The sequence below is a fragment of the Pseudoalteromonas sp. G5_S1_54_S4 genome (assembly GCF_054968565.1).
Window position 1 is genome coordinate 1 of record NZ_JBQKUL010000102.1, and the last position, 2,355, is coordinate 2,355.

The following is a 2,355-nucleotide window of genomic DNA, read 5'->3' on the forward strand; positions in this document are numbered from 1 at the left end:
GTAAGCGTCTAGCGAACCACACCTAGCATCGATGTTCTGATTATCTAAAAATACCTGCTCAATGATAAATTCGGAGCAGGTGATGAAAACTTACAGAACAAGCGCACAGTGGCAGCAGCTTTTGCTGAAACGCAGTACGTTTAGTGGTACTAATATTGAATTCTGCCAACACCATAATGTCGCTATTACGACTTATTATAAACAACGTGCTTTACTGGCAAAAGACCAGCCTAATTCCACCTTGCCAGTGCACACGCAGTGCCTTACATCATCACGTTTTGTCCAGGTAAAACAAACTACTGAAGTCTGCGCGCAAACTCGTCAAAATACGCTGCAGTTTGATACGCTAACCGGCCAACTCACGTTTCCTATCGATTTAGCGACGGCCGATATCGTTGCCATTATTAAAGGGCTAACGGTATGAGGATGTTCGTTGATGTACCCACCGTCTATTTATGTGCCGATGCCGTTGATTTTCGAAAATCAATTAATGGTCTGGGGGCGTTGGTGGAAGCAGAGCTTGAACTACCCGTGCTCAGTGGTGCGCTATTTGTGTTTTGTAATAAAGGCCGTGACAAACTCAAACTGCTTTACTGGGATAACACCGGTTTTGCACTGTGGTATAAGCGATTAGATAAGCATAAGTTCAAATGGCCCAAACTCATGTCACCCACCATGACCTTAAGCGAGCAGCAATTACACTGGTTATTATCGGGTTATGATGTGATTGGACACAGTAAAATTGATGTCGCAGGTAAGCAAATGCTTTAATATTTGCGATCGATTGATGATCATCAAAGTGAGTTCAGTTAGCACTGCAAAGCCTTTGATGATGCCTTAAAATAGGCGTCATGAAAAATGAACTCGCCCTTAAACAGCGCATTGCTGAACTTGAAAAACTGTTAGCGCAGAAGGATGCCCAGATTGCGGCATTGGAAGAGCGCTGGAACTTGGCCCAACAAAAACAATTCGGCAAAAGTGCTGAAGGCTTTGCCGGGCAAGGCGAGTTATTCAATGAAGTGGAAGAAATTGTTGAGGAAGTTGAGGCAGAGCAACAATCCATTAGCTATACCCGTAAAAAGCCGGTGCGTAAGCCACTGCCAAAAGACTTACCTCGTGAGCAGGTTATTCACGACATCATCGACAAAACCTGTGATTGCTGTGGCGGTGAGCTACATAAAATGGGTGAAGATAAGTCAGAAAAGCTTGAGTTCATACCCGCTAAAATCAAAGTGATTGAGCATATTAGGCCTAAATACGCCTGCCGTCACTGTGATAAATCCTCAACTCAGACACAGATTAAACAAGCCTCAATGCCTGCCATGCCCATCAACAAAGGCATTGCAACCAGCAGTTTGCTCAGTCAGCTTATCACCAGTAAATACCAATACGGGTTACCGCTGTATCGCCAGGAAGCGATGTTTAAGCAATACGGTATTGAACTCAGTCGACAGACCATGAGCAGCTGGATAGACAAATCAGCCTCACTCTTCGCGCCATTAGTTGAACGGCTTAAAGCCGAGCTGTTAAGGCAACCCACGCTGTTTGCCGATGAAACGCCATTAAAGGTGGTGAAATCGGACAAAGTAAACAGTTACATGTGGGTGTATTGCTCGGGTCGAGATTCACCAGACCCGAATAATCCCATCCCTAATATCGTACTTTACGACTTCCACAATAGTCGCGCGGCCGCCTGCGTGGTCAATTATCTTGATGGATATCAAGGGTACTTGCACGTGGATGGCTATCAAGCCTATGCCAGAACAGAGGCAACCTTAATTGGCTGCTGGGCGCATGCTCGTCGTAAATTTATCGACGCGAAAAAGCTACAAGGTAAAAACAAAACCGGCAAAGCGGATGTGGTATTGAGCCTTATCCAAAAACTGTACGGCGTTGAGTCACGCATCAAAGATAAAAGTGTGGATGACAAATATACGGCAAGACAAGAGGTTAGCCTGCCTATTCTTAGCAAGCTAAAAATATGGCTTGAGCAGGATCAGCCAAATTTAGTGGGGAACAGCAAACTGATAGAGGCAGCTAATTACCTGGCAAATCAATGGCACAAGCTCATACGCTATGTTGATGAAGGCCGACTTAGCATCGATAATAATAGAGCAGAACGCGCGGTAAAACCGTTTGTGATAGGCCGAAAGAATTGGTTATTTAGCCAAACGGCTAACGGTGCCCATGCTAGTGCCACCCTTTACAGCATTGTGGAAACCGCCAAGATAAATGGTCTAATCCCATTTAATTACATCTGTGCTTGCCTTGATGAACTGTGCCAGCCTGAGCCCGATATCGACAGCTTGTTACCCTGGAATTTTAAAACATAGGTGTAGTTCGCTAGACGCTCAC

At 45.1% G+C, this 2,355-nt stretch carries 3 protein-coding genes; all 3 read left to right on the plus strand.

Going from position 1 to position 2,355, the window contains the following annotated elements; all coding sequences use genetic code 11:
• The first annotated feature begins 82 nt into the window (after positions 1-82).
• Positions 83-424 (plus strand): hypothetical protein, encoded by a 342-nt coding sequence (locus ACTRWE_RS18985; protein WP_008467385.1) that lies wholly within the window; start codon positions 83-85, stop codon positions 422-424.
• Positions 421-771, plus strand: coding sequence for an IS66 family insertion sequence element accessory protein TnpB (gene tnpB / locus ACTRWE_RS18990; protein ID WP_016899347.1), 351 nt, complete (start codon positions 421-423; stop codon positions 769-771). The genes ACTRWE_RS18985 and tnpB overlap by 4 nt, the downstream gene beginning before the upstream one ends.
• Positions 772-851: 80 nt before the next feature.
• Positions 852-2,333, plus strand: coding sequence for an IS66 family transposase (tnpC, locus tag ACTRWE_RS18995; RefSeq protein ID WP_016899348.1), 1,482 nt, complete (start codon positions 852-854; stop codon positions 2,331-2,333).
• Positions 2,334-2,355: the final 22 nt, after the last annotated feature.